General features: G+C 66.0%; 41 protein-coding genes and 1 tRNA gene. 22 read left to right on the top strand and 20 right to left on the bottom strand.

Features of this window, described 5'->3' with window-relative positions; translation table 11 throughout:
* Positions 1-60: 60 nt before the first annotated feature.
* The 16 genes from LRA89_RS12685 to LRA89_RS12610 form a co-directional block, all read right to left on the bottom strand.
* Positions 61-651 carry a hypothetical protein gene (locus tag LRA89_RS12685; protein WP_230770673.1) on the bottom strand — a complete coding sequence of 197 codons (591 nt, stop codon included), beginning with the start codon at positions 649-651 and terminating at the stop codon, positions 61-63.
* Positions 652-819: 168 nt separating this feature from the next.
* A complete protein-coding gene (locus LRA89_RS12680; RefSeq protein WP_230770671.1) occupies positions 820-1,050 on the bottom strand; it encodes a hypothetical protein in 231 nt (76 codons plus the stop codon).
* A 103-nt stretch (positions 1,051-1,153) separates the two neighbouring features.
* Positions 1,154-2,083 carry a hypothetical protein gene (locus LRA89_RS12675; protein WP_230770669.1) on the bottom strand — a complete coding sequence of 310 codons (930 nt, stop codon included), beginning with the start codon at positions 2,081-2,083 and terminating at the stop codon, positions 1,154-1,156.
* 87 nt (positions 2,084-2,170) lie between these two features.
* Positions 2,171-3,352 carry an XRE family transcriptional regulator gene (locus LRA89_RS12670; RefSeq protein ID WP_230770666.1) on the bottom strand — a complete coding sequence of 394 codons (1,182 nt, stop codon included), beginning with the start codon at positions 3,350-3,352 and terminating at the stop codon, positions 2,171-2,173.
* Positions 3,353-3,379: 27 nt separating this feature from the next.
* A complete protein-coding gene (locus LRA89_RS12665) occupies positions 3,380-3,988 on the bottom strand; it encodes a hypothetical protein (RefSeq protein ID WP_230770664.1) in 609 nt (202 codons plus the stop codon).
* A 112-nt stretch (positions 3,989-4,100) separates the two neighbouring features.
* Entirely contained in the window at positions 4,101-4,505 is a 405-nt protein-coding gene (locus LRA89_RS12660; protein ID WP_230770662.1) for a LexA family protein, read from the bottom strand.
* Positions 4,502-5,386: a helix-turn-helix domain-containing protein gene (locus LRA89_RS12655; RefSeq protein ID WP_230770660.1), complete on the bottom strand. Its 885-nt coding sequence runs from the start codon at positions 5,384-5,386 to the stop codon at positions 4,502-4,504. Before LRA89_RS12655 ends, LRA89_RS12660 begins: the two co-directional genes overlap by 4 nt.
* A complete protein-coding gene (locus LRA89_RS12650; protein WP_230770658.1) occupies positions 5,383-5,616 on the bottom strand; it encodes a hypothetical protein in 234 nt (77 codons plus the stop codon). The genes LRA89_RS12655 and LRA89_RS12650 overlap by 4 nt, the downstream gene beginning before the upstream one ends.
* Positions 5,616-5,951: a hypothetical protein gene (locus tag LRA89_RS12645; protein ID WP_230770655.1), complete on the bottom strand. Its 336-nt coding sequence runs from the start codon at positions 5,949-5,951 to the stop codon at positions 5,616-5,618. The genes LRA89_RS12650 and LRA89_RS12645 overlap by 1 nt, the downstream gene beginning before the upstream one ends.
* Before the next feature lie 403 nt (positions 5,952-6,354).
* Entirely contained in the window at positions 6,355-7,143 is a 789-nt protein-coding gene (locus LRA89_RS12640; protein ID WP_230770637.1) for a DUF6551 family protein, read from the bottom strand.
* Entirely contained in the window at positions 7,140-9,260 is a 2,121-nt protein-coding gene (locus LRA89_RS12635; RefSeq protein WP_230770635.1) for a ParB/RepB/Spo0J family partition protein, read from the bottom strand. Before LRA89_RS12635 ends, LRA89_RS12640 begins: the two co-directional genes overlap by 4 nt.
* Positions 9,261-9,375: 115 nt before the next feature.
* Positions 9,376-9,639 carry a hypothetical protein gene (locus LRA89_RS12630; RefSeq protein WP_230770633.1) on the bottom strand — a complete coding sequence of 88 codons (264 nt, stop codon included), beginning with the start codon at positions 9,637-9,639 and terminating at the stop codon, positions 9,376-9,378.
* Positions 9,639-9,974 carry a hypothetical protein gene (locus tag LRA89_RS12625; RefSeq protein WP_230770631.1) on the bottom strand — a complete coding sequence of 112 codons (336 nt, stop codon included), beginning with the start codon at positions 9,972-9,974 and terminating at the stop codon, positions 9,639-9,641. The genes LRA89_RS12630 and LRA89_RS12625 overlap by 1 nt, the downstream gene beginning before the upstream one ends.
* Complete coding sequence (locus tag LRA89_RS12620) at positions 9,974-10,435, bottom strand: hypothetical protein (RefSeq protein ID WP_230770629.1); 462 nt, start codon at positions 10,433-10,435, stop codon at positions 9,974-9,976. The genes LRA89_RS12625 and LRA89_RS12620 overlap by 1 nt, the downstream gene beginning before the upstream one ends.
* Positions 10,436-10,478: 43 nt before the next feature.
* Positions 10,479-10,988, bottom strand: a complete 510-nt coding sequence (locus LRA89_RS12615; protein WP_230770627.1) for a phage regulatory CII family protein — start codon at positions 10,986-10,988, stop codon at positions 10,479-10,481.
* Positions 10,981-11,283: a hypothetical protein gene (locus LRA89_RS12610; RefSeq protein ID WP_230770625.1), complete on the bottom strand. Its 303-nt coding sequence runs from the start codon at positions 11,281-11,283 to the stop codon at positions 10,981-10,983. Before LRA89_RS12610 ends, LRA89_RS12615 begins: the two co-directional genes overlap by 8 nt.
* 407 nt (positions 11,284-11,690) lie before the next feature.
* Between LRA89_RS12610 and LRA89_RS12605 the strand changes: the two genes are divergently transcribed.
* The 19 genes from LRA89_RS12605 (at position 11,691) to LRA89_RS12515 (ending at position 18,469) form a co-directional block, all read left to right on the top strand.
* Positions 11,691-12,260: a LexA family protein gene (locus tag LRA89_RS12605; RefSeq protein ID WP_230770622.1), complete on the top strand. Its 570-nt coding sequence runs from the start codon at positions 11,691-11,693 to the stop codon at positions 12,258-12,260.
* Between the two features lie 368 nt (positions 12,261-12,628).
* Positions 12,629-13,093: a hypothetical protein gene (locus LRA89_RS12600; RefSeq protein ID WP_230770619.1), complete on the top strand. Its 465-nt coding sequence runs from the start codon at positions 12,629-12,631 to the stop codon at positions 13,091-13,093.
* Positions 13,090-13,239, top strand: a complete 150-nt coding sequence (locus LRA89_RS12595) for a hypothetical protein (RefSeq protein ID WP_230770616.1) — start codon at positions 13,090-13,092, stop codon at positions 13,237-13,239. The genes LRA89_RS12600 and LRA89_RS12595 overlap by 4 nt, the downstream gene beginning before the upstream one ends.
* Entirely contained in the window at positions 13,236-13,712 is a 477-nt protein-coding gene (locus LRA89_RS12590) for a hypothetical protein (protein WP_230770614.1), read from the top strand. The genes LRA89_RS12595 and LRA89_RS12590 overlap by 4 nt, the downstream gene beginning before the upstream one ends.
* On the top strand, positions 13,709-13,924 hold the full coding sequence (locus tag LRA89_RS12585; RefSeq protein WP_230770612.1) for a hypothetical protein: 216 nt from the start codon (positions 13,709-13,711) through the stop codon (positions 13,922-13,924). Before LRA89_RS12590 ends, LRA89_RS12585 begins: the two co-directional genes overlap by 4 nt.
* A gap of 49 nt (positions 13,925-13,973) precedes the next feature.
* The gene (locus tag LRA89_RS12580) at positions 13,974-14,342 is read left to right on the top strand and encodes a hypothetical protein (RefSeq protein WP_230770610.1); all 369 of its coding nucleotides are present in this window, start codon (positions 13,974-13,976) and stop codon (positions 14,340-14,342) included.
* Positions 14,335-14,589: an acyl carrier protein gene (locus LRA89_RS12575; protein ID WP_230770602.1), complete on the top strand. Its 255-nt coding sequence runs from the start codon at positions 14,335-14,337 to the stop codon at positions 14,587-14,589. The genes LRA89_RS12580 and LRA89_RS12575 overlap by 8 nt, the downstream gene beginning before the upstream one ends.
* Positions 14,586-14,780, top strand: a complete 195-nt coding sequence (locus tag LRA89_RS12570; RefSeq protein ID WP_230770600.1) for a hypothetical protein — start codon at positions 14,586-14,588, stop codon at positions 14,778-14,780. The genes LRA89_RS12575 and LRA89_RS12570 overlap by 4 nt, the downstream gene beginning before the upstream one ends.
* The gene (locus LRA89_RS12565; RefSeq protein ID WP_230770594.1) at positions 14,773-14,976 is read left to right on the top strand and encodes a conjugal transfer protein TraR; all 204 of its coding nucleotides are present in this window, start codon (positions 14,773-14,775) and stop codon (positions 14,974-14,976) included. The genes LRA89_RS12570 and LRA89_RS12565 overlap by 8 nt, the downstream gene beginning before the upstream one ends.
* Positions 14,973-15,362: a hypothetical protein gene (locus tag LRA89_RS12560; protein WP_230770591.1), complete on the top strand. Its 390-nt coding sequence runs from the start codon at positions 14,973-14,975 to the stop codon at positions 15,360-15,362. The genes LRA89_RS12565 and LRA89_RS12560 overlap by 4 nt, the downstream gene beginning before the upstream one ends.
* On the top strand, positions 15,359-15,544 hold the full coding sequence (locus tag LRA89_RS12555) for a hypothetical protein (RefSeq protein WP_230770583.1): 186 nt from the start codon (positions 15,359-15,361) through the stop codon (positions 15,542-15,544). Before LRA89_RS12560 ends, LRA89_RS12555 begins: the two co-directional genes overlap by 4 nt.
* Positions 15,545-15,552: 8 nt before the next feature.
* Entirely contained in the window at positions 15,553-15,777 is a 225-nt protein-coding gene (locus LRA89_RS12550; RefSeq protein ID WP_230770581.1) for a hypothetical protein, read from the top strand.
* Positions 15,774-15,989, top strand: coding sequence for a helix-turn-helix transcriptional regulator (locus tag LRA89_RS12545; RefSeq protein WP_230770579.1), 216 nt, complete (start codon positions 15,774-15,776; stop codon positions 15,987-15,989). The genes LRA89_RS12550 and LRA89_RS12545 overlap by 4 nt, the downstream gene beginning before the upstream one ends.
* On the top strand, positions 15,986-16,282 hold the full coding sequence (locus LRA89_RS12540; RefSeq protein ID WP_230770577.1) for a hypothetical protein: 297 nt from the start codon (positions 15,986-15,988) through the stop codon (positions 16,280-16,282). The genes LRA89_RS12545 and LRA89_RS12540 overlap by 4 nt, the downstream gene beginning before the upstream one ends.
* Positions 16,282-16,620 (top strand): hypothetical protein, encoded by a 339-nt coding sequence (locus tag LRA89_RS12535; protein ID WP_230770575.1) that lies wholly within the window; start codon positions 16,282-16,284, stop codon positions 16,618-16,620. Before LRA89_RS12540 ends, LRA89_RS12535 begins: the two co-directional genes overlap by 1 nt.
* The gene (locus tag LRA89_RS12530) at positions 16,617-16,925 is read left to right on the top strand and encodes a hypothetical protein (protein WP_230770573.1); all 309 of its coding nucleotides are present in this window, start codon (positions 16,617-16,619) and stop codon (positions 16,923-16,925) included. The genes LRA89_RS12535 and LRA89_RS12530 overlap by 4 nt, the downstream gene beginning before the upstream one ends.
* Entirely contained in the window at positions 16,922-17,365 is a 444-nt protein-coding gene (locus tag LRA89_RS12525; protein WP_230770567.1) for a hypothetical protein, read from the top strand. The genes LRA89_RS12530 and LRA89_RS12525 overlap by 4 nt, the downstream gene beginning before the upstream one ends.
* Entirely contained in the window at positions 17,352-18,320 is a 969-nt protein-coding gene (locus LRA89_RS12520; RefSeq protein WP_230770565.1) for a hypothetical protein, read from the top strand. The genes LRA89_RS12525 and LRA89_RS12520 overlap by 14 nt, the downstream gene beginning before the upstream one ends.
* Positions 18,317-18,469 carry a hypothetical protein gene (locus LRA89_RS12515; protein ID WP_230770562.1) on the top strand — a complete coding sequence of 51 codons (153 nt, stop codon included), beginning with the start codon at positions 18,317-18,319 and terminating at the stop codon, positions 18,467-18,469. Before LRA89_RS12520 ends, LRA89_RS12515 begins: the two co-directional genes overlap by 4 nt.
* On the opposite strand, the gene LRA89_RS12510 is transcribed toward LRA89_RS12515, so the two are convergent.
* From LRA89_RS12510 to LRA89_RS12500, 3 genes are all read right to left on the bottom strand, one after another.
* On the bottom strand, positions 18,466-18,768 hold the full coding sequence (locus LRA89_RS12510; RefSeq protein WP_230770560.1) for a hypothetical protein: 303 nt from the start codon (positions 18,766-18,768) through the stop codon (positions 18,466-18,468). The genes LRA89_RS12515 and LRA89_RS12510 overlap by 4 nt on opposite strands.
* Positions 18,758-20,260, bottom strand: a complete 1,503-nt coding sequence (locus tag LRA89_RS12505; protein ID WP_230770557.1) for a tyrosine-type recombinase/integrase — start codon at positions 20,258-20,260, stop codon at positions 18,758-18,760. Before LRA89_RS12505 ends, LRA89_RS12510 begins: the two co-directional genes overlap by 11 nt.
* Before the next feature lie 131 nt (positions 20,261-20,391).
* Positions 20,392-20,481 (bottom strand) — tRNA-Ser (locus LRA89_RS12500).
* 140 nt (positions 20,482-20,621) lie between these two features.
* On the opposite strand from LRA89_RS12500, the gene hspQ reads away from it, so the two are divergent.
* On the top strand, positions 20,622-20,987 hold the full coding sequence (hspQ, locus tag LRA89_RS12495) for a heat shock protein HspQ (protein WP_443024970.1): 366 nt from the start codon (positions 20,622-20,624) through the stop codon (positions 20,985-20,987).
* Between the two features lie 33 nt (positions 20,988-21,020).
* Here the strand turns inward: hspQ and LRA89_RS12490 are convergent, their stop codons facing one another.
* Complete coding sequence (locus LRA89_RS12490; RefSeq protein WP_230770551.1) at positions 21,021-23,591, bottom strand: TonB-dependent receptor plug domain-containing protein; 2,571 nt, start codon at positions 23,589-23,591, stop codon at positions 21,021-21,023.
* A 257-nt stretch (positions 23,592-23,848) separates the two neighbouring features.
* Between LRA89_RS12490 and rplU the strand changes: the two genes are divergently transcribed.
* Both rplU and rpmA read left to right on the top strand, forming a co-directional pair.
* Positions 23,849-24,175 (top strand): 50S ribosomal protein L21, encoded by a 327-nt coding sequence (gene rplU, locus LRA89_RS12485; protein ID WP_055755413.1) that lies wholly within the window; start codon positions 23,849-23,851, stop codon positions 24,173-24,175.
* A 30-nt stretch (positions 24,176-24,205) separates the two neighbouring features.
* Positions 24,206-24,475, top strand: coding sequence for a 50S ribosomal protein L27 (gene rpmA, locus LRA89_RS12480; RefSeq protein ID WP_055755412.1), 270 nt, complete (start codon positions 24,206-24,208; stop codon positions 24,473-24,475).
* Positions 24,476-24,479 lie beyond the last annotated feature (4 nt).

Here is a 24,479-nt window from a genome sequence, read left to right as displayed (position 1 = left end):
AATCGAGGCGGGACACCCTTCGCACGCTCGAGCTCGGCGAGGACCGCAATTCGCGCCTGGTTAAGCTTCAGCATCGGTCTCGCCGGGCTCACCGTCAGTGCCCAGCTTCTTGACGAACGCAGCGAGCTGCTCACCGATCTTCGCCTCGATCGCGTCCTCGACCTCGCGGGACAGATTGAACTGCCTCCGGATCGCCGCGCCGACCTGCTGGAGCTTGCGGCGCAGCTCGATCACGGCGTTGACGGTATGGTCCTCGACCTCTGCCGCGCGGCAGAGTTCCCCGATCAGCATCCGGTAATTCAGCTCAGCCTGCGCAGCGCGGAATTCCTCGTACCGCTGCTTACCCGTCAGCTCATTTTCACTGTCGGCGAGATCGCCGAGCGCGGCTTGGCGCCACTGCGCCAGCACCGCCCGCCGCGCGGCGTCCTCCCCCCCGCCCTGCTCCCGCGCCTTCCACCAGTCGACCGCGCCGGCCGCGAGGATCTGATAACTGACGCCGGCGCGGCCACGCTCGAGCAGCCAGTCGGCATCGTCGGGGGCAGCCTTCAGATGCTTGCGCATCGTCTCGGGCGTGACGCCGCAGATCGATGCCAGCTCGTCGAGGGTGACGACCAGGTCCGACCGATCCTCGTCGTGATCGAGATCGGCCATGACACCTCCAGCGCCCCCGCCACCGGACCCAAAGGCGTAATAATAAGGCGTAACGGTTTCCCGGAGCAGGAAACGCGCGTGCGATGAGCCGTCGCCCCCCGCATTAACCTCAGATGCCGGGGAGGACCCAAAGGGGGTCCATCCCAACAGTTGGGACGATTTGACCGCCTACCAACCGCCTCGCTGGCCGTCCGCGCTGAGATAGCGCGGTGGGTTGGTGGCCGGCTGGGGCTTGCCCCGGGCCGCCTCGTCGAGCCGGCGCGCAATGTCGCGCGCGCCATCGGCCATCGTTTCGTAAAGCCGATGGCTTGGGATGGCAGCGCGACCCTGCGCGATCAGGAGGTCGAGCGCGTCGGTGCAGCGCTCCATTTCGTCGAGAAGCGGCGTGCTATCGGGCATCGCGACCTCCCTGAAACGACGAAACCCGCCGGGTTAGCGGCGGGCTTCGGTCACACATCGGTGCGACTATGAATTTCGGTAATGCCCGAAGATCAAGCGATCGTCAAGCGGCCACCATGATAGATGATGCGCAGGCCCCTCCGATCGTCAAGCGGCCACCATGGTAGATGATGCGCAGGCCCCTCAGCGCGTGCTTCAGGTGCCCCGCGGCGTCCGACCAGCGCAGCAGCAACCGCTGATCGAGGAACAAATGCCAGTCACCGATACCGATGATACGATCGGGCGCGCCCTTGCTGATCGCTGCGCCGATCGTGTCCGGCATCGTCGCCATCAGGTGGTGCAGCGTCATCTGCCGCGAGATCGCGCCACTGAGCGCGGGCAGCGCATCCTTGCGGGCGGCGATCAGCCAATCGAGCCAGCGAGGTCCGGCATCGGCGAAGGGATCGAGGGTCACCTCGTCGGTGGCCTTGCGCACGTCGCGCCCGGCATCCTTCAACGCCGCGAGGATCCGATTGAGCGCCGCCTCCTGGCGTTCGTCGCGGGCATCGGCATCCTCGATAAGCTGCTCGCGGTCGACGCCGGCGGGCAGTTCGTCGACCAGGCCCGACACCATGCGGGCATACAGGCTGCTGACGGGCGACGTACCCGGAAGCTTGCGCCAGTAGAGCATGGCGAATCGACGCCCGGCATCGCGCAGGTCATTCGACGTCGCATCGGGCATCCCGTCGAGCAGTCCGGCCAGCCACGCGCGTCCGATGGGATCGACAGACTCCTCGGCGTCGACGATCGGCGCCGGCGGCACACCTTCGGTGATGCCCTGCCGCCGCGCCGCACGATTCGGCATCGTACCGGCCAGTGCCTTCTCGGCGCCTTCGGACAGCCAGAGCTCGGTGCTGTCCTCGCTGATCGCGCCGATACGCCGCATGCGCTGGAGCTGCAGCTCGGCCGTGCCCTTGTCGCGCGCCGGCGTGCGGACCAGTTGTCCGCTAGGATGCCGCTTCCCGTGTTTCCGCTTCCGTCCTGCGCGTGCCATGCTGCCTCCATCATCGCACCGCGCGACGTTCACGGTACGTGCTTCAGGCAGGCCGTTGAGGATAGTCCGCAATCCGGCACAACTAGGTCAGCTACGCCCCGGACGAAATGGAACAACATTTCCCTGCCCATCGGTCCCGCGCAGCTTCAACGGCGATACCGAACCCTCATTGGACATGTATCCGATAGGCAACGAGCAGAGCGACTCTACGTCGTTTGCAGGCAATCGTACTGCGTCAAGCAATTCGGACCGCGTGTAAACTCGTTCGTCGCATAACAAGCGGACTGATCTGCTGAGCAACCGCGGGGCTTCCGGTGTTAGCTCATTGTCCAGTGGCTCGCACTTCCTCCAACCCTTCGCACTGTAATGTTTGAACAGACGCTGCTTATACTCGTCACCTACAATTTCCAGATTTGAACAACGCATTATCATAGCGCCGACAGAAACCTTCCAACGCTCTTTAAGCGATACAAACGCTGGCAGCGACGGTGACCAAACCTCCGGACCAAAACTTTCGGCAGGCAGCAAGAATGCGCCAGCAAAATAGAACGCTTGCCGCTCGATCTCTTTGAATGCCGCTGCATCGTACAGCGATCGTTCGGTTAGACCACCGTGCAACACCAAATGTCCGAGCTCGTGCGCAGCATCCAAGCGTGACCGTGCGCAAGTCTGCTTATCCGTCGCAAGGAATACATATGGCCGCTCGTCAACGTCCGACCAGTTGGACAGGCCGTCCATCGTGGCCGCATCGACCCGTTCCTTCACGACTACGATTCCGGCGTTCTCCATGGCGAGCAGCAGATCGGAGATCGGGCCCATACCAAGGTCCCATGCTTTCCGGCACTCACTTGCCATCCGCTCAATATCGTCGTCTCGTATCTCCCTAAAATCCTTGGCACCGATCTGGGGAACAGTAGGTGCTGGGAGGTCGACAGACTCTTGGAGCTTTAGGGAAATATCCTGCGCCCAACGCATCCGCGCCTCCACCCGGCTGCGAACCGCTTTTGTGGCAGCAGCCATCGACCGAGCGAACATCGGTGCCTTGCCGTGACTGACCGGTGGGTTCAGGAAGAATGATACCGGAAGGTTCAGCCCGCGCGCCACTGCACCGAGCGCATCCATTTCCGGCAATTGTTCGCCGGCCTCCCAACGCGAAATGCTCGAGCTGGTCCGTCCGCTTAAATCGGCAAGCGCAACCTGTGTAAGGCCACGCGCTGCTCGCGCTTCGACAAGCCGCTCCGGAGAAAACCCCGGCACACCACTACGCATTTCATTGTCCTTCTAGCATCGCGGCAACTACTCTCCACGATTGCCCTTCTTGAGCTTTGGAACAGCTTGGTCTTTGATCTCGACCACCGCTTCGCGGGCTGCCCCTTGGCCGACATCGGCATCATGGTACAGCGCCAGCATCTCGTTCAGCGACATTATATCCGCCCATGACCCCAAGTCGTGGTTTGGAAAGCCGATGCCTACCCAACCGGGTATGGATGGATCTCCTTTCTTGTTGGCTGCCACCACGAGAACGGCGCAAATCTCGTCATCGCGCGGCATCGAGTGAGGCATGTAAAAGTCGGGCTGCGTCGGGCTCAGCCAACGGTTCGTTTCTGCCATCTGTTTTCGAAATTTGCTTGCTCGAGGCGGGCCGCGATGAGCTTGAACATTGCCTCGTATCAAGATGATGCCGTCGCCCCGGGCGACGCTGTAGCGGCCGCCCTTCGGATTAGTATGCGGACTCCCGACTTCCAATCCGTTGCGCTCAGCTACGCGACGGAGGGCAGCTTCCAGCCGGGCATGGCGAAGCTGCCCAAGCATATTACTTCGCTCAGGTTGCTCGACATACGTGCTCGCCAGCCGGTTGGCCTCGGCGAATGCCGCATCCGCTTCTTCCTGCAGTTCGATGACCAAGGAACGGGGACAAGCCCTCACGAACCGTTCGATGCATTGTCCCATACTAAGCATATCCCTGTTGCGTTATGTGGAAAATCGCACAGAAATTTTGCGTTTTCAAGCCTAGAGATCATGACGTACCCGGATATTTTTCCAGCTCGGCAATCAGATCCGTCGTGAAGGCAGCTACCGTTGTGTCTACGGAAAAGGCAGATGCGATGGGTTGAACGACTGGCGCAGGTTTCGATACCGCCCAACCTCGGCCAGCGCAGGCGAGCTGGAGTTCGCAATCGGAGAGATTGGCTGCGCGATCGACCAGCACGATAGACCGCGCTCGACCGGGGCTATAGCAGATGAGCCCGGCGTCCTGCAGCTCGTCGAGCCACCGGCCAACGTGCTGACGCTTCATGCCGGTGGCCTGTGCGATCTCGCCGTGGCTCGGCGATGCCCCAACGGCGCGAAAGTGTCGACGGATGCTTTCGAGGACGAGCTGACGGCGGGACGACATCGATCGGCTGGGGGTAAGCTTGGTCATCGGCCTCCGGCTGCCAATTGACGCATGGCGGCGGCATCGTCGTGACGGCCCATCTTGTCGAACATGGCTGCCGTCCGCTCGTAATCCGCCTCGCTATGGGCGGCGCGCGTTCCGCACGACGCGCCGGCCGGTGCCTCTACGTATCGCAGCCCCGCCTTGCCGTCGCGGATCGGCCCGGCGCCGAGCTGGACGACGCGGGCGGCCCACAGCGCAGCGTGGTCGACGGCGCGGCGGCCGGAGCCGGTCATATGGGCGCGGTGGCCCGCCGCTGCCGAGGCATAGGCCCCAGCCGGCCACTGGCGGGAGATCGTGCGGGCCGGCTCGGGCAGGTCCTCGACGGCTGGGGGTTCCCAATCCCCTGCCATCGGCATAGCCCGCTTTTTCCGAGCCCCCTGGGGGGCAGAAGATGCGTCAGCATCTTCAAGGGGTATGGTTCCAGAAGGTTCTGCCCCCCGGTTTCGGGACCCTTTCGAGCCGGAAACGGTAGTCTTTGCACCCGCGCGAAAGCCCCCCGATTTCGGACCCCTTGCCGCCGGCGCGTGCTGGCGAGCCCCTGTGGAGCTCGCAGGACGTGCGCCAGCAGCAGGCGCCGGAAAGCCATCCGTTTCCGGCTGGCTTTCGATGCCCAGCCGATACACCCGCACCTGCTGTGTCCGACCGACGCGATCACCGGTGTCGTCGAGGAGGCCAGCCGCACATAGCCGCTCGATCGCGGACCGGACGGTCTTTTCATTGAGGCCCGACAACCGGCAGACAGTCTGATTGGACGGATAGGCACAGGCGCGATCATTGGCGAAATTGGCATAGACCAGCAGCACCAGCTTCTCCGAGGCGGATAGCCCGGCCATATCGAATGCCCAGGTCAGGGCGGCGGTGCTCATGCGAATAGGTCCATTTGGGTCGTGGGCTTGGCGAAAACGCGGATGGGCACGGCGGGCACGTTGCCCGCCAGCCGGCCGCTGACATCGGCGGCGATCGATTCGAGCGCGGCTGCACGGTTCTGCGCGCCTCGGTCGGGATCTCGCCGCAGATCGCGCGCGCGGGGTACGATCTGGGCAAGAAAGCCATTCGCCCATGCACGGTACGAAGGCGTTGGTTCGGGCGGCGGCATCAATATGCGTCCCGCAGATCGCGCTCACGGCGAAGGCGCATCGCCAGCTCGCGACTGGCGATCTCACGGCGGCCATGCTCGGCCGTACCCACCAGCTCGCTCTCGATCATCCGCCGCGCTTCCGCGGCTGGTATCTTCTTGCGCAGGATCAGGTCGGCATATTCGGCACGCCGATCGTCGGGGCACCACCCCAGCCGCGCCTTCAGATAGCCTGCGATTGCTCGCGCGCGGGCATCGGGCTCATGCGATCGCGCCCGGACCTCGGGACGGCTGGCATGCGTCCGGTACAGCCATCGACCATGATCGCGAAGTCGCGTGCGCTCCTCCCGACTCATCGTCGATCGCCAGCGCGCTGCGCCTTCAGCCAGGCGCGCACCATGCTCCTCCCGCCGGCCCGGCTGCTCATAGTATCGAGCCAGCCCGCCCCGCAGCCGTTTGACATAGGCCGGGTCGGCGAAGCGCTTTGCGGTCGCGCATGGCCGACAAAGGCCGGTCGTGCCCTGTGTTCCGATCGTCGCACCGCACCCTTCGGCGGCGCATATCCGCGTTGGACGAACCCTGGCCATCAGCAGCCCCCTTCCGAGCTCGACCACTCGGCGCAGGTCCGGTGATGCACGAAGGGATAGCCACCATCAGCGACGCGACGGCGCAGTCTCGCTGCATCGATCGGCCTCGGTCGCGCGATAACCGGTGCGACCGTGATCGCGCCAGCCGCCGGCTGGATGTCGCCAGCGCGCATCATGCCGCCACCGCCAGCCGCGATTCGATCGCGGCGCGCATCGCGCGGTTACGCACCGGCCCGCCGCGCAGGGTCGGCAGCTTCGCCCACTGCTCCCAATCCTTGGTGGTGCCCTTCAGCAGCGTGTGGAGCAGCGCGTCCTCGCCGGCATCGGTGAGCGCCAGCAGGTCGACCAGCGCGGCGAAGAGACACGACGCGCTGACCAGCACCTCGTCGGGGAACGCCGCGCCGATCAGGTCGAGCGCCTTCGCCGTGACAGCCTCCCCGCGCTGCTTCAGCGCGCCCCGGATCGGTGCGATAATCGCGATCTCGCCAGGAGCCTGCCCCTTGGGTGACGATGCGCGCGCCATGCGCAGGCCGGCGTCGGTCACCATCCGCTCGATCTGGACCGCGAGCGGATCGCCGGCGCCGACGGCCGCGCGATAGTCGTCGAGGACGCTCATCGCCTTGCGACCGCGATTGGCGGCGATGAACAGCTTGGCTTCCTCGATCGCGCCGGCGCACCGCTTCAGGACGCAGGGGAGCTGGTCGATGTCCCCGCGCTGGCGGGCGGCGGCGAGCCGGTGCTGTCCGTCGACGACGAAGCGGCGATCGTCGGGCCGGATCGATACCTTCAGGACGTCGAACAGGTCCCAGTCCCATTCGCGCGCGATCTGCTCGATCAGCTTGCCTGATGCGCGGGTGTCGATCGAGCGCTGGTAGCTGTCGTCGACGTGCATCTCGTCGATCGGTAGCCATTCGATCGTCGGCCGGCGGCCACGCGGGCGCGGGAAGGTCGCGGCGGTCATGCTGCATCCTCCGCGTCATCGACATCGCCGGCAGCGTCGGCCGGTGGCTCGAAGGACAGATAGGGCGGCACCCAGCCGGCCCCGCGCAGGCGCCCGGCATCGGTCAGCCCGTAGCGGCTCTGATCGGTCAGCAGCCCGCTCATGACACCAGCGCAGGCTTCGGCCAGATCGTCTGACTTCTTCGACCCCAACCGCTTGGCCACCGCCGGATCGACCGCCTCGAGCGCGCGGATCATCTCGCCCTTGGGCAGGCGCGAGAAGAACGCCTTGTCGGGTGTGAAGAAGCGGCGGACGTCGCCCGAGATATTGAGCATCTCGGCCAGCCGGTCGTGCGTCCCGACGCGAAAGCCTTCGACCCCGACCGATCGGGCGAGCATCGTCGTCGCGACGAGCGCCGCCGCGCGCTCCACATCAATGTGCGGTGCGGTGGCGAAAAAGGCCAGCGCCTGCGCGGTATCGGGCTCGATCATCCACGCCTGGCGCCGAAGCCGGGCCAGCGCATCCCGACGGACCTCGGCGCCGGGCTGCGTCGCGAGATCGGACTGCGCGATGTGCGGATCGTGATCGTGGCTCGGAAGCCGGTCGGTGCCCAGCTCGGCGGCCCCTTCCCGCCCATATGCCCCCTTGTCGGCCGGGCGCAGCATGCCTCGCGCGAGCACGAAGATCAGGTAGCGATGCGCCAGTCGCTCGGCGATTGGATTGTCGAGCAGCGCCGCGCCGAGGATCTGGCGGTGGTGCGAGCGCATCACCTCCAGCGCGTCGCTGGTCAGGCCATGCTCTTCGCGCGCGACGTCCTCGGGCATGCGATACACCCCGGCATAGGCTTTGCGATCGGAGCGGAAGCCGCTCATCACCCTCTTCGGGGCTTCGGCCTCGGGATTGGGCGCGGGCGTCGGGATGCTGGTGCGGGTGGTGGCGACGGTGTCGGGCACCGCCGACGTCGAAGCTGCCACGCCGATCGGCGCGGGCCGCCAGCCGTGCGGACGATACAGACCGTCGACGGCGAGAGCCCCATCCCTGATCGATGCGACCGCGATGACCGGACCATCGGGGAAATTTCCAATGGCATTGATGTCGATCGCTTCGCTGACCAGCCGCTTCTCCTCGGCGACCAGCCGGGCGACCTCGTCGCCATTCTCCCCCGCCAGCGCCACCCAGCGTGGTGCCGGCCCGTCCATTTCCAGCTCGGCGATGACGTCCAGCCGATCGGCGATCGCGTCGCTCCGCGCATCGATCTCGCGCAGCCGGTCGCGCTGGCCATCGGTCAGATCGGTGACGATCTCGATCGGCGTGCCGACTCCGGCCGCGCCGAGCTGCAGCGTCACATTGTCCGGTAGCTCCAGACGCTCGCGCTCGTCGGCGACGCGCGCATCGTACAGCTCACCGAGGAGCAGCAGGTCGAGCGGACGCGGTCCCTCATTCCCGAAGAGGTCCTCGTCCGACCGCCCGCCAGCCGCGTGATACGCATCGATACCGACCAGCGCGAGCTTGCGCTCGACACCGGCGGCCGCGAGGTCGCGGTTGAGCGCGGCGCGGATTTCGAAGGCGTGGGTCAACCGCTGGTCGAAGACGCGACGCTGCAGGGCAAGGTCGCTGGTCGACGCATAGATCTTGGCGATGTCGAGCGTGATCCGCCCGGCACCGAGCGCATCGAGGATGTCCGGGTGGAGCTGCCCCAGCCGCATGCGCTGCTTGACGTGCAGCTCGGTGGTGCCGAAGCGCGTGGCGATCGCCGCGATGTCGGCGCCGTCCGATGCGAGCTTGGCAAAGGCGGCGAATTCCTCGACCGGCGGCAGTGCGACCCGCGCGGTATTCTCGATCACGCTGATCTCGGTCGACGTCGCTTCGTCGGCCTCGCGGATCTCGACGTCGACGGGGTGGTCGGCTGGCAGCACGCCGGCGTCGCGCAGGCGCTGCAGGGCGCGCAGCCGCCGCCCGCCGGCAAGAACGCCGAAGGATCCACGCGGCTTGGCGACCTTGTGGACGATCAGGTGCGACAGCATGCCGTGCGCGGCGATCGACGCCTCCAGATCCGATGTGTCGTCGTCCTCCCGGGTCTGCCGGACATTGCGCGGGGAAAGGACAAGCTTCGATAGGGGGATGGTGGTAAGGCTCACGGACGTGCTCCGGTGCTGGTGGTAAGGCCCGGAGCGCGCGAGGGTCCGAACGGGCGGAAATGGCTCACCGGCGCGTGTCGAGCACGCCGGCTTCGGATCAGGGGGCGGGGCCGCGTCACGCGGTCTCGCTCCCGCATTCGCCGGTGGCGATCACCAGCCGGCCGAATTGGGTAAGGATGGCCGGACGCTCGCGCGTCACGATCCGCCGGGTGCGCAGCGCCTTCAGCGTCATGCCGTGTCCGGCGACGATCGCGCGGTCCGCGAAGAGGTCCTCCTGCGCCGCGCGCAGCGCGCGGCGCATCGGTGGCGACAGCGTGACGGCGACCATGGCAGGGTCGGGCGACTGGCGACGATCGCCAGCGGGGGCGCGGCGCGTCATCACGCCACCGCCTGCAGCGCGCGCTGCAGGCGCAGTGCGTCGTGCAGCAGTGTCGCCATCGCCGGCGATAGGAAGTGCTGACCGCTCGAGATCTGCGCACGCAGCAGTTCGGTCGAGCCCCTCGCCGCCGCTTCCCGTTCGGCGCGATCTCCAGCCGGATTGAAGCGATACCGCTCGACGATCGCGCGGACATACGTGCCGGAGCGGTCGAGCGTCGCCGCGATCTCCGCCACCGACAGTCCCTCGTCGTCGAGGTCCATGACGGCCGTCTCGATCGCGGTCATGCCGTGACCGCGCTGCGCGCGCGGCTGATACCGCTTCGCCTGCGCGCTCATCACATCGGCTCCGAATCGTCGTCGAGGAAAGGAAAGCGGTGCTCGAGCAGCGCCGGCTCCGTGGCATCGGCCTCGGGCGGCAGCATCGCCGCGATCGAGGACGGCAGCCCGTAGCGCCGGCTCGGCGCCCGCGCCGTCGCGACCTCGCGCGAGCAGGGCGTGTACTGGTACAGCGATCCTCCGCCGACCAGTACCGGCGCGAGCAGCGCGCCCGCGAAGATCGGCTCGATCGCCATCAGCTTGGTGCCGAAGCGCTCGACCTCGGTGACCCGGCCGATGATCGTGCGGTGCCCCAGCACCTCGACGATCGCATAGTCTCCGTCCGGCAGCGGCTCGCGCACGGGATCGGCCTGCGTCTGTCCGGGACGCACATTCGGGCTCACCCCGTCCGCCAGCAGATTCGGCGGACGCAAATCGTCGGTCGCGGCGGCGGGTGCCGACGCGGTATGGTCGTCGCTCATAAATGCTCCTGTGTGTGCCGGGACGCCGGCGGTTACGGCTGGATCACGTCTTCGCTTTCCCCTCCTCGGCAATCGCCCTGAGACGGTGGCGCATGCGCGCGCTGGCGCGGTCGAGATCGTCGAGACGCTCTTCCACCAGCCGCGCCTCTGCCGGAGTGATCCGTGCCCCGCCCGCCCCGCTGCTGCTCATCGCATCGCCGATCGCGCGCGAGACGTCGCCGAGCTCGGTCGTCAGCTCCAGCGTCGACGCGACCAGTCCCGCCTCGTCGTCGTAACTGCTCGGCAAACGGACGACGACATGGCCGCCGATGACCCGCGCGAGGGCGTGGAGGATGAAAGGGTGTCCGGCGTGCCCGTGCCCGATCGATTCGATCGTGGCCGCGTCGCGAATGGTGATGCTGTCGCGGTGATTGGGCAGCGAGCAGCGCGACAGATGGCTGTCCGAAAGGTCCGTCTCGCTCGCGCAGACGGACAGGCCGCCAGCCGCCTGGATCGCGTGCTTGGTCGCCAGCGCAAGGATCTGCTCGCCGACCGGAAGCGCGAGGTCAGCCATTCCCGCGCCCCCGACCGCCCGGAGGGGAATCGATGCGGCGCTTTCCCGGTGCGGCCACCCGCCGCGCGGGAATATCTCCAGCCGCATGGACATCGAGACGACCCGGCCGCGGCGGCAGATCATCGAAGGCGCTCGCCTTCACCTCGACACCACGCTCGGCGAGGTCGTCGATAATGCGGATGCGCCAGCTATCGGGCACCTGCCGTCCGGTCTGCCGCCACTTGCGGCGCTGCGCCGCGCTGGCGCCGAGGTCGGTCGCGATCGCGTCGACGATTTCCCAGGTGAGCGCCGTCATGCGACTTCCCGCGCGCGCATTGGGCAGTCGGCGCAGCCGCAGGATCGGACACTCGGGTGCTCGGCGCGCGCGTCGCAAATCGTGCAGTGGGTGACGTACGAGTCGCTCGCCGTCGCATCTTCGATCCGCTGCCCCGTGGTCCAGTCGATCGAGATACTATCTCGTTCTGCAATCAGACGCAGGTGGGCGGTGCGGGATTTGGTCAGCCCTCTCTCCCGCCAGCTATGCACGGTCGAAACCGGCGCATGAGTGGCTCGTGCTACGATAGCGGTGCCGCCGAGGGCGTCGATGAGGTTAGATGCGAACGAGTCCATAGCCGCTATGTTGCGATAATCGGAACACCCACGCAAGCCTCATGTTCCGAAAATCGAAATTGCGATAATCGTAACGTCACGTTTCAACGGGGCATGGAAATCGAACAGATCCGGCACCTGATGATATTACGTGGTTATCGTCAGGCAGACCTTGCCCGCCGGCTGGGGCTGGCACCGAACAAAATAACGAAGGCGTTCAAGGGAGAACGGCGGTTCACGGCCGAGGAGGTCGATAGCATCCGAGAATGGCTTGCTCCGTCAGCCGCCGCTCAAGAGCCGAAACTCCGGGCGATTCCTGTTATTGGGCAAGTGGCGGCTGGGAACTGGCGCGAGGCGATCCAGCGCGCGTCCGGCGCGATGCCCGCGCCTGATGCTTCAATCCCGCCGAACGCCTTCGCGATCCGGGTCGATGGTGATTCGATGGATTTGCTGGTCGAAGATGGAAGTATGATCGTCATCGATCCGGACGACAGGTCGCTCTATCCAGGCCGTTTTTATGTGATCTTGAACGAAGATGGTGAGGCGACCTTCAAGCGATTCGAAGCAGACCCGGCTCGACTAGTGCCGTGCTCGTCCAACGAGCGGCACCAGCCGATTGTCATTGGCTCCGACGATCATTTCACCGTTGTCGGCCGGGTCATCTGGCGGGCAGCGCGGATGTGACCGATTGCGGAATACAACTGATCGGTACTTCGCGCCGTTGGATGTCGGCCGGGACGGTGACGTAGAGCGTGCCCCATTCATCGTACGAGCCAAGCCCCAACTCCAGTAAATCGCGAATCACTTGGTCCCGATCGCTCCTCCAAGGAGCGACCGGCTTCCCGAAAGACGTCACCCGCCACTGCCGTATCGTACGCACATGAACCTCCTAACCAACCTGCGTTAGAACATAATAGGAACATATTTGAGCCCGAGCCAACCCCTGTTCCGATAATCGCAACATAAGGGTTGACGGCGATGTTCCGATTATCGCAACATGCCCGCATCGCCTTAGGGAAGCATCCAGCTTCTCGGGTGACGGGAGCCAGCCGTTGTTGCACACCGCCATTTACCCGGCCGCGCAGGCCGAGCCCGATCCCGACGTCGAACAGGCTATCGCGGACTTTCGCAGCGTCGCCCGCGAGATCCGCGACTGCAGCGACCGGATCGTCCGCCTTCCGAGCGGGAGCGCCGAGCGGGTCGCTCTCGAGCAGCGCGTTTTCGCCGCGACGTCGCTCCTCGATCTGCGCGCCGAGCGCATCGGCGGCGCCTGGACCGGTCAGGCGCTGCTCGAGGTCACGCAGGCCGCGATCGATCATGATGCCCGGCGCGTCCCCAGCCCGCGCGTCGGATCGGCGCGCGAACGCCTCGACCGCGTCCAGCAAGCGGTGACCCGCAAGGCAGCCGCGACGCGCCGCCTCGCCGAGGCCGAGGCGGAATTCACCGCAGCGTCGGCGGCCGTCGCGGTGGCCGAGCTCGCCGCCGCCTACATCGCCGGCCGGAGCGCGCGGTCGTGATGCCCGCCACCGGTCCGTCGAAGCGGGACGCGATCCCCCTTCCCGTCATCCTCTTGGTCGCCTTCATCGGCACGTCATGCGCAATGGCGCTCGTCGTCCTCGCCATCCACTGGCTGGCGGACATGCTCGCGAGGGCACTGGTATGAGCGAGCTGCCCAGCCTCTTCGCGCCGGCGCAAGCCGATGACGAAAACGACGGCGACGTCCGTGCCGCGATCGTCGAGTTCACGCCGACGGTCATCCGCATCCGTGAATTATCGGCGCAGCACTTCGCGCTGGTCGATGGGTCGGATCGGCAGGCGGTCGAGGAAGAGATCGCCTCGCTGACCGCCGACGTCGCCACGCGCGCCGGACGGCTGGCGCTGACGCTCGACGATCTTTTCCGGCTCATCAACGCAGAGTTGCGCACCAGCCGCGCTGATACCAAGGCCCCGCACGGCGACTATCTCCGCCACCTCTGCGACACCTCGACTGGCGCCTACGGCGATCGCCGCCAGATCCGGCGCGAGCTCGATCGGCTTCAGGACAATCTGAAGCGGTCCGACGACCAGTGCCTGCAGGCGGACCGGGCATGTGCCGGCTTTGTCGCCGGCTGGCCAGATCGGACTGGCCGGGCATGATGATGGTCATCATCAGCATGCTGGCCTTCGGCGCCGGCGCGGCCGTGGCGGGCTTCGTCCTGATCGGCACCGACTGGCGCCGGGTCTTCACGATCGCCAGCGGCAGGCCCGACCCGCACCGCGTCGCGCGCGGCACCGACCAGCGGTGGCGGCGCGTCCACATCGAGGCCGACGCCCGCGCCCCCTTCGCCCGCACCAGCCGCCCGCGCTGATCGCACACCCCTCCGGCCGCCGGCGCGGCCTTGCCACGGAGATTGCCCCTTGACCGAAGAATACGAGAACAGGGTCCGCGAAGACGTGACCAAAGTCGCCTGCGAAGAGCTGAGCGACGTGCTTAACCGCCGCATCCGCATCGCCGCCACCGTGCTCCAGCCGCACGATCTGACCTTGATGCTGACGGAAATCGCCTCGTCGGTCCTGCGGGGAGCGATCATTTTCGGGGTCCAGCGCGCGAAGGATGGGCACGTCGACGGGCTCATTGACGACGTCGTCCAGCATGTCGTGCGGTCCACGAACGCCTCCAAGCCGGAAATCCTTGCAGTGGCGGCTGCGATGAACGGCGGGACTCGGGGCAGCGCCTTGATGGATGTCGTGCGCGCCGCTCGCAGCGGGAGCGCGATCAATGGCTAAAACCGCGCTTATCGACGGCCAGATCACCGGCATCATCGCCCGTGAGCTGCGCGCCCATGCCGATCAGGTGATGCCAGCCGCCAGCCTGCGCGGCGATCTGCATGCCGATTCGCTCGACATCATGTGTCTCGTCGTCGTGATCGAGGACGAGCTCGGCGTGCAGATCTCCGACGCACAGACGTCGTCGCTGTACGACGGCACGGTCGGCGACGTCCTGCGCGTCGTCGAGAAGGTCCGGCCGCGATGATCTGTTACCGTGACCGCACCTTCTGCATCGCCGATTGCACCCGGACCGACTGCGACGTCCGCATGACGCCCGAGGTGCAGGCGGGTGCCGACCGCTGGTGGGCCGGCTTCCCCGGCCCCGCCCCGATCGCGACCGGCGACCGGTCCGCCCACTGCGAATATCACCAGCCAAAGGAGCAGCCGGATGGCTGACGAAATGGATCTCGCCGCCGAGCTCGAGCAGGAACATCTGCAGCGCAGCATCCGCGCCGCCTGCCAGCCGATCACGATCGGCGTCGCCGGCGAATGCGAGGAATGCGGCTATGATAGCCCCCGCCTGGTCAGGGGACGCTGCGCCCCGTGCCGCGACGGCCGCAGCGCCCACCAGCAGCGCCGGCGGCTGCAATGAGCGCGTGGCCGATGTGGGAAGTGACGGTCGACGGCCGCTACCCATCCGCCATTGCCGCCCCCAGCCGCGGGGCCGCGGTCTATCAGCGCTTCCTCGACTGGTCGGACGTGTCGGACATCACCTTCCGGTGCTTCCTCGACTTCGCGCGGGCACGGCGCATCGCGCCGGCGCTGGCGTCCGACCCCTATGGCTATGTCCGGTCCTATTACGGCCGTGACATCCGGCACGGCACGCGCGTGACGATCACTGGCGAAGGAAAGGACCTCGAAGGGCGCGCGGGCACCGTCGTCCACCCCGGGAAGGACAGCACGCAATACGCGCATGTCGTCCTCGACGGCGACGCTCATGCCGGCATCTTTCATCCGCTGAGCGTGGTGGTGTCATGAAGAGCGGCCTGTCCCACGGCGATCGCGTCGTCTTTCTCGGCATCGGTCCGCGCGGTGCGCACGGCGACGTCGTCAAGGACAACGGCCGCACCACCAATATCCGCCTCGACGAGCACGGTGGCATGCTGGTCCGCACGAAGGACCTGCACGCCATTCCGCGCCGGCCGAAGCCGGATTTCTAGGAGGCACCATGGATCTGCTGTCGATCTGGACGATCACGCGCAATCCGTCCGACCTGCCCGGGCGTCATGTCGCGCGTCGACACGCTATTGAGGCGGACGGCCTACCGCACGCCACCGACGACCACTTCGTCGGCGACACCCTCGACCAAGTCCGCGCGCAACTGCCGACGGGTCTCTTCAATCTCGGCCGCCAGCCGGCGGACGACCCTGTAATCGTGGAGAGTTGGATATGAGCGCAATGGGGCGCATCGTGGCAGCCGACAGGCTGCTGCGCCTTGACGAAGTCAAGGCGATCGTCGGCCTCGGCAAGACGATGATCTACCGCAAGATGCGGGCTGGCACCTTCCCGAAGGCGTGCAAGGCCGGAGGCTGCTCGACCAGGTGGAGCGAGCTCGAGGTGCATGCGTGGGTCGCCGAGCAGCTCGAGCAGAGGGCCGCTGCATGACCGCGCGCGAGCAGGGTTTGAAGGTCGAGCTCGTCGACGGTCGCCTCGTCATCAGCATTGGCATCGATGCGTTGATGACGGCCGTAAAGGGCTCCCCGAGTTGGGAGCAGCAGATCGAAGATGATCGGGGCTGGAGCATCGAGCAGCCGGACGGCTTCGCGGCCGATGTCGTCGCCGAGCTCGAGCGCGAAGAGGAGGACGGCACGACGCCGGTCCACCGCATGCTCGACGAGGCATTCGAACAGGCAATCGATCAAGGATCGTTGCACATCGACTTGGGGAAGGACGCATAATGGATACGCTGGACATCGTGCGCTTCGCTCGCGAACGCGCTGGCTCCTACGGCGCGCTCCGCACGTCGGCGCCGACGGCGGTCGCGCTGGACGCTGCGGCCGATCGGCTCGAGGAGTTGCTGAAGGAAAGCACCCAGCCGCCCGATAAGCATACGCCAGCGAAGCCGCCGTTCGTTGTCTGGTCGCCGGATGGCGAGACGCCGCCGAAGGTCGCCCACATGACGCACAAGTCGGCGCATCGCGCGGCGCACCTCTTGGCCGAGAGCCACGAAGGGCGGACGTTCTACGTGATGGCGCGCAGCGGCCGGCCGATCACCAAGGGAAAGGTATCCGAATGAGCTCACCACCAGCCGCCGATGATGGCTTCGTCGCCGCACCGCTCATGGTGTGCGTACCCGCCATGGTGGTGCGGCCTGACGGCTTCTTCATCCCCCCTGAAGCGGGGTCGGCGAATGTCGCGTTCGGTGCCTCACCCGCTCCCGACGGCAAAGCGATGCTTTGTATATCTATTCGGCATGTAGACGGCACGGTGCTGATCGCAGCCATTCCCGAGCCCTTGCTGGCGGACGTGACGGCAGCGATGAAGGATGCGACCCGGCAGGCGAGGACGAAGCGCTTCGCGCAGCCCGGGCGCGCGCAATGACCGCGCTCGATCCGCCGGCAACGCCAGCCGAGGAAGCCGCAGCCGAGGCGATGTGGCGGATATGGAGCTTGGGCGGTGCTTCGCGCGTGCCGTCGCTTTGGAAGGCCGAAGGGCAAATGATCCGCGACATATGGCGGGCCTACGCGCGCGTCGCCCTCGCCTCCGCCCCCGCAAGCGTAAGTGCCGCCGTCCGCGGCATCACTGACGACTATATGACCAGCGAGGTCCATCACCCCGGCTACGTGCTGATCCCGACCGCGCGCTTCGATATGCTGCGGCAGGCAGAGGCGTTCGCAGTCCTTGCCATAGAACCTGCCGTGGACGGGTATGTGACCATGCCGAAGCACGCCACCCGCGAAATGGTCGAAGCGGCCGACGCCTGCACCGATGCCTACAGCGCCTACAATGCCATGGTGGAGGCCGGTCATGCTTGCGTCTGAAATCATGACCGAGGAATGGCTTGTCGAAGTGCTGGACGACAGCATGCAAATGGACTGGACCGCCGTTGACGGTGCGCGGGCCATCATACGCGCGTTGCGAGCGGGGTTGATTCGGCTGCCACAGACGGGCGGACAGATCGCGCACGTAGCTTCTGCCGGGGACAGGGTGCAGGCTGTTGAAATTCTTGCACAGGCATTCGAGCGATCCGGCGATGATCTGTCGGCCAAAATGGTGCGGGAAGCCGAAGCCAACAGCAAGTTGCGGAAGGGCTATTGCACCCCGATCCACATGGAGGTCGCCCTAGACGCTCTGGTTAACATGCGCGCTCTGGAAGCGACCTTCGGTTACCGGCCCCCATCCGGGGATCAGGGACCGGTCTCGGTCGGACAGGCGACCCAGCCCACTCAGGTTGGCGACACCGATGCTCGCGAGGTGGGCGAGCGCCCACCGGTGCATCGGGAAGCCGAAGGGGTTTGCCTTAATCATCCAGTCCAAGCCGCTTGGGATAGCGTCAGTACCCTACCAGCGATTGCGTTCAGCGAACAGGAGGCGGGTGCTCTCGCCGCCGCGCTCGCCCGCCCGCACTCCGCTGTAGCGCCTGCCCGGGATGGGGTGGAGGTCGGCAAGGTGCTGGACGACATCGTGCCGCTTTCCATCGCGTCGACATGGGATGAAGCCGAGCGCCGCAACATCATCCGCGCCATGCAGGAATACGCAGCCCTCGCCCGCCCGCGCGCAGCGGTGGGGGATTGGTCTTTTGATATGGCCGCTGCACCGAAGGGCGTCGACCTTCTTGTCTACCGTCACGACGGCGACAAGATGCCATGGGTGAACGGCGTCCGTGCTATCGCCTCCACGGAGTGGGGCGGATGGTATGACGCCGAAGGTGAGCCGATCACGGCTCCGGTCGCGTGGGCCGCCCTGCAATCCCCGCCCGCGAAGTTGGAACCATGAAGCCCGCTCTTCTCGCGCTGGCGCTGGTCGGGTGCGTCCCCGCCAGCGCCGATCGGGCGGAATGCCAGCGCCACACCGCGCCGTGGGAAGTCGAGAAATGCCGGGCGGGTGACACCGTCCGCGAAAGCACGAACGATTCGCTGGTCTAGCGATCCGCGCCGACCGACACCTCCAGCGCGCGCGATGCACGGATATCCGCCGGGGTCACGGACCAAAGCTGCGCCAGCCGCGTAGCTTCCTCGTCGGTCGGATCGCCGCCGTCGATGATCTCGAAAAGGCGATCCCTCGCGATCCCGGTCCGCTTCTCGATGACGTGCAACGGCGTCGTATACTGGCCGAGCCACGCATCGAGCCAGCCGGTGCCACGTCGAATCGACTGATAGACGGGATGCACCTCCGACCACGCCGGCTCCGGCGTGACGACCGGCTTCTCACCCTTACGACGCATCGCCCCTCCCCGGCCCCGTCGCTGCATAGCGGACAGGCCGGCTAATCTGTGACGCTGGCGGGTCGAGGTCGACGATCAGCAGGTCCGCCCATTCCTGCGCCAGCTCGCGCCGGCGCGGCATGTACGCCGCGCGATTGTACGCCGATTCGACGCGATTTCCCGGGACGTGCGCCAGCATGAGATCGATGATCGCGCGATCCGGCGACAGCCCGGGCTGACCGATCTCACGCCATGCGCGGTCCGCGCGTTCGTTCATGATCGTGCTGAAGGCCGCGCGGAAGCCGTGCGGCACATGCCGCTGGTAATAGCCTGCCCGGATCAGCAGCGCGCGCAGGGTATTTTCTGATATGGAATGGTGCGAGCGGCGCTCCGACGGAAAGAGGAGCTCGTACCGGCCGCTCACCTCGCGCAGTGCATCGAGGACTTCGATCGCCTGGCGCGACAGTGGGACCAGGTGGTCGCCGCCGACCTCCTCCTTGCGCTCCTTGTCGCCCTTCATCCGCGCGGCAGGGATGCGCCATAGCGGGGCTGGCCCGTCGAGCCCCTCGAATTCATCCCAGCGCGCGCCGGAGATTTCGCCGGGCCGGACGGCGGTCAGCGCCAGTAACCGCAGCGCGAACTTGGTGCCGGCGCGGGTGCGCTCGATCTCACATTTCTTGAGCAGCTCTCGCAGCCGCGCCAGCCGCTCGTCATTGTCATCGGTCCCGTCGATGATCGACGGCTGCTTTTTTGCCTTCGGCTTGTCGGCGAGCAGCTTGTTGAGCGCAACCGGCGCCGGATCGCTGGTGCATAGCTTGGCGACCATGCCGACATTGAAGATGTCGGAGATCCGTTGGCGGAGGCGGTGGGCGCTCTCGATCGCGCCGCGCTGCTCGACGGCGTGCAGCAGCTCGAGCACGCGCTGCGTGTCGATGTCGGCCAGCGGCAAGCCGCCGATCGCGGGGAAGGCATCGCGGCGCAGCGACTTCAGGACGTCGTCGGAATGGACGGCCGACCAGCCGCGAACATTCGGATCGGTCCAGTGGTGGGCGTCGCGCACCCGCGCCGAGCCGTGCTGCGCGATCCATGCGTCCAGCTTGGCGAGAGACCAGCCGCTGCGCTTTTCGAACCAGCGCTCGGCGACGACCTGAAATGTGTTCTCGATCGCAACGTCGCGCGCCTTTCGAACGAGCTGCTTGGCGACGCTTGGATCGCGGCCATCGAGCAGGAGTCGCTTGGCCTGGTCGCGCGCCTCGCGGGCTTCGCCGAGCGACACGATCGGATAGGCCCCGATCGTCAGCGTCTTCTGCGCAGGCTTGCCGGCGGCATTCTTCCCGAAGGTGTAATTCATCCGCCAGTGCTTCCCGCCGGCGGGGGTGACGTGGAGAAAGAGCTGACCGCCATCGGTCAGCTTGTAGGCCGCCTCTTTCGGCTTGGCCGCTTTCACCTTGGCATCATTCAGAGCCATGGCATCGCTCTCCGTACCATGGATACCATGGATTTTGCCGCGCATACCACGCCGCATGCCATGGTATCGGGTGAACGCTGGTGGATGTATGTGACCATTTGTCCCGGTTCTATGAGGGACAAATCGTCACGTTTCTAGGGGATGTGAACGCCTCTGCGCGCTGGCGCACAGCGTATTGGCGGAGAGGGAGGGATTCGAACCCTCGGTACCCGTAAAGGCACGCCGCATTTCGAGTGCGGTACAATCGACCACTCTGCCACCTCTCCGCAGAGGTTTCTCGCTCCATGCCGCAGGTCAGCGCGGCACGGTGGTCAGCGAGGGGGGCCGGTTAGCCCAAGGTTTCGGGACTTGCAAGCGCCTCCTTGCTGCAATCGCCCCGACACCCTAAATATTTCGCATGAAGGCCATGACCGCCAAGCCCCTCGACCTCGGCACGCCGCTGCCGCCGATCGCCCATGCCCGTTTCTCGATCGGCGACGTCGTGCGCCATCGGATGTTTGATTTCCGCGGTGTGATCTTCGACATCGATCCGGTCTTCGCGAACAGCGACGAATGGTATGAATCGATCCCGATGGAAGCCCGCCCGCGCAAGGACCAGCCCTTCTATCACCTGCTCGCCGAAAATGCCGAGGCGTCGTACGTCGCCTATGTCAGCCAGCAGAACCTGATCGTCGACGACAGCGAGGAGCCGGTCGACCATCCGGCGATCACCGGATTGTTCGACGATTATGCCGGCGGCCGCTACCGCCTGCGCCGCGAACATCGCCATTGAGGCGGGCGGGGTCGTCCCCCGCCCGCCCCTCTATCAGAACTTCACGCCGGCGCGCGCATAGAGATAGCGCCCGTTGAACCCGAACGGCGAGAAGCTGCTGTACGGGATGAAATAGTTGTTGATCGCCGCTGCCCCCAGGATCGGGTTGCGCGTCGGATACACGTCGAACAGGTTGTTCGCGCCGATCGCCAGCTCGAACTGGCCCGGCGTCGCCCGCAGTTCGAGGTCGGTCAGCCACTTGGGCGTCAGCACGACATCGGTCGCCACCGCCCCGCCCGGGGACAGCGTGTTGCCGTACCGGTTAGTGCGCGCGGTCAGCCCGAAGATGCCCTGCGACCAGTCGGCGCCGAGGTTGATCTTCGAACGCGGCTGGCCCTGCGTCAGCCGCAGCGATTCCTGCCGCCCGAACAGCGTGACGCCGGGGATCGCCGACAGCGTCGAACGGTCGGTGATGTCGGTCTGGTTGTAGTTGTAGCCGGCGGTCAGCGTCACGCTGCCGATGCCGAGATCGGGCACGCGATAGGTGCCGACCACTTCCACACCCTGCGTCCGGGTATCGATGCCGTTGATGAAGAACCGCGCCGAGGTGATGTCCTGAATCCCCGCGCCGCGCAGCACCGCGACGACCGCCGCGCCCTGAAGATTTTCCGACAGGATGACGCGGTCGTTGATCTTGATGTTGTAATAGTCGGCGGTCAGCGTCAGCCCGCGCAGCGGGGTCAGCGTCAGGCCGCCACCGATGTTGAGCGACTTTTCCGCCTCCAACTGCCGCGAGCCGAGCGCCCGCGCCACGGGATCGCCGACGCGGAACGTGCCGATCTCGACAAGGGTGCCGCCGATGTTCTGCGTCGCGAACGAGGAGAAGAACTGCTGCGCGAGGCTTGGCGCGCGGAAGCCGGTGGAGATCGATCCGCGCGCCGCGATCCATGGCGTCGGGGCGAAACGGGCGGCGACCTTGCCGTTCACCGTGTTGCCGAAGTCGCTGAAATGTTCGAACCGGCCGGCGGCGACGACGTTGAACGCATCGCTGAACTTGCCGTCCAGCTCGACATAGCCGGCGATGCTGTCACGCGACGCATCGACCGCGCTGTTCGGAGAGAAGCCGGGGAAGCCCTGCGATCCGGCGGCCGCGCCGTTGCTGAACGCGAACGGGCCGGCGGCGTAGCTTTGCAGTTCGCCGGCGAGGATCTTGTAATTCTCGTTGCGATATTCGCCGCCCAGCGCCAGCGACAGGTCGGACAGGAAGCCCACCGACAGATCGCGTTGCAGGTCGAGGTTCACCGTCTGCTGGCCGAAGCGCGTGCCGCCCGCCTTGAACGCGCGCTGCGATTGCGGACCATAGGAGGCGTTGAAGCTGTTCTCGATGCGGAAGTCGAAGGCGTTGGTGCCATAGACATAGGACAGGTCATAGGCGAAGCCGCCCAGATCGCCCTTCACGCCGACCGCCGCCGCGAAATCCTCCATCTGGCTGGTGATGAGCGGAAGGAAGCCATCGGCGTAGAACGGCGTGCAGACCGTGCCGGTGAAGGTGCAGTCGCGCAGGTCCTGGATATTGCTGTTGGTATCGCGGCCCGAAGCGCGACGATAGAAGGCGGCGCTTTCGCCGTCGCGGATGCCATAGCTGCCGAATACGTAGAGTTCGGACGAAGCGCCCAGATCGACGCCGCCGTTCAGGAAGAAGTTGAAATCGGTGGTCTTGGCGTCGCCGTAGCGGTGGTTGACCCGGTCATAGGTGAATTCGCGCGAATCGACCGTGCCGTTCGCCTGCAGCGGATAGTTGCGGCGCGGGTCGAAACCGGCGCGGTTGGTCGGCTCGCGATCACGATATTCGCCGGTCAGGTTCAGATAGCCCGATTCGCCGACCGGCAGACCCATGTTGGCGGCGAAGGTAACGGTGCGGCCGTCGCGCACGTCGCGGTCGTCGCCGGTTTCGTTCAGGACATAGGTGCCATCGGCGCGCACCTGCGGCTGGCCGTTCGTCTGGGTGGCGATGCCCGATACCTGACCGACGCCGTCCATCGTCGTGACGTATTTGCCATAGGTCATCGTCGCCCGGCCGCCCTCGCGGCGCTTGAGCTGCACGTTGATGACACCGGCGATCGCGTCCGAACCATATTGCGACGAGGCACCGTCGCGCAGCACGTCGATCCGTTCGATCGCGAGGCTGGGGATGGTGTTCAGATCGACCGCCGACGAGCCGCGCCCGACCGATCCGTTGGCGTTGAGCAGCGACGTCGAATGGCGTCGCTTGCCGTTGACCAGCACCAGCGTCTGATCGGGCGACAGGCCGCGCAGCGTGGCGGGGCGGACCACGTCGGTGCCGTCGGTGATCGACGGCTGCGGGAAGTTGAACGAGGGGACGAGCTGGTTCAGCAGCTTGTTCGTCTCGGTATAGCCGGCGTTGACCAGGGCATCGCCGGTGATGACGTCGACCGGGACCGGGCTTTCGGCGACGGTGCGGCCCTGCGCGCGCGTGCCGACGACGACGATCTCCTCGCCGGCCGGTACGTCATCGGCGGGCGGCGGCGTCGCGATCTGCGCATTGGCCGGAATGGCGACGAGTGCGCTCGTCAGCACCAGCGCGTTGAAAAGGGTGTTACGCATCAAAATCTCCCCCGAACGATGTTTCCCGCATCGTCGTTGCGCCCTGAGCGTCCGGCACCCGCTTTTACAATACAAGCCGCTCGATAGAGGCGTCATGCGAATGTCACAGCGCTGTTGCCGCGCTGCAACAACGCTTTCCTACACCCGAATCGGTGTTCGGCATTGACAGCCGGGAACGCTTTACGTAGGTCCAGCGCTACTTGCCGCGTGGGGTATCTCCACGCGGACATATTGCATTTGGGAAAGAAGCAAGGGCCATGTTCGCAATCGTGCGCACGGGCGGCAAGCAGTATCGCGTTGCCGCAGGAGACAAGATCGTCGTCGAAAAGCTCGATGGCGAAGCTGGCAGCAGCGTGACGCTCGGCGACGTGCTTCTTGCCGGTGACGGTGCCGACTTGAAGTCGGTCGACGGACTGACCGTATCGGCCGAAATCGTCGCACAGGCGAAGGGCGAGAAGGTCATCGTCTTCAAGAAGCGCCGCCGTCACAACTACCGTCGCAAGAACGGTCATCGCCAGCAGCACACCATCCTGAAGATCACCGCGATCGGCGACCAGCGCGCCGACGACAGCGCCGCCGCATAAGCGCCTGAGCGAATACGAGGAGTTTGAACCATGGCACATAAAAAAGCAGGCGGTTCGTCGCGCAACGGTCGTGATTCGGCCGGCCGTCGCCTTGGCGTGAAGAAGTTCGGTGGCCAGGAAGTGGTCGCGGGCAACATCATCGTGCGCCAGCGTGGCACGAAGTTCTATCCGGGCGTGAACGTCGGCATGGGTAAGGACCATACGCTGTTCGCGCTGGTCGATGGCCGCGTGGCGTTCAAGGAAGGCAAGCTCGGCCGCAAGTTTGCGTATGTCGAGATGCAGGCGCAGGCCGCAGAATAACGGG

The sequence above is a fragment of the Sphingomonas sp. Leaf4 genome, from assembly GCF_920939515.1.
Taxonomy (GTDB): domain Bacteria; phylum Pseudomonadota; class Alphaproteobacteria; order Sphingomonadales; family Sphingomonadaceae; genus Sphingomonas.
Note: the sequence above shows the minus strand (reverse complement) of the source record. Positions and strands in the feature narration are given on the sequence as shown.